Below are 448 nucleotides of genomic sequence, written 5' to 3'. Positions count from 1 at the left end.
ATCGCGACGTTGACCGCTCCGGCGACCGGGCGGGCCATCAGACCGGGCGCGGTGGTCGCGGCGACGACATAGGCGAGATACCAGAGGAGGAAGGCGAGGGCGGCGGGCACCACGAAGCGGCGGTAGCGGCGGCGCACCTCGCGGAAGGCCTCGCTGCGGTGCACCTCCAGGTAGATGTCGGCCGCGCGGGGCTCGGGATCCCGCCCCGCCGCAGCGGGCGCGTCGAGGTGCGCGGCGCCTCCCGTCCCGTCCTTGTCGCACCGGTCGGAGACCGGCACGTCGTCCCACGGGTCGTCGAGCCGCACTCCCGCGGCCTCCGGCCCTGCTTCCTTCTCCACCGCACAACTCCCCTGATCCACGGACCTTTTCGGCCGCATGGCCAACCATGGGCGGTTCGGGAAGATCCCGGGCGCGCCATTCGCCCGACTTCACCCCTTCAGGTGACAGA

1 protein-coding gene is annotated in these 448 nt (G+C 72.5%); it reads right to left on the bottom strand.

From position 1 onward, the window contains the following. Positions 1-305: DUF485 domain-containing protein (locus tag LPA54_RS38775; RefSeq protein ID WP_228985089.1), on the bottom strand; the 305-nt coding region annotated here is incomplete at its 3' end. Positions 306-448 lie beyond the last annotated feature (143 nt).

The sequence above is a fragment of the Streptomyces sp. DH12 genome, from assembly GCF_020873895.1.
Classification (GTDB): Bacteria; Actinomycetota; Actinomycetes; order Streptomycetales; family Streptomycetaceae; genus Streptomyces.
The sequence above is the reverse complement of the archived record's forward strand: the minus strand, read 5'-3'. Positions and strand labels throughout refer to the sequence as shown.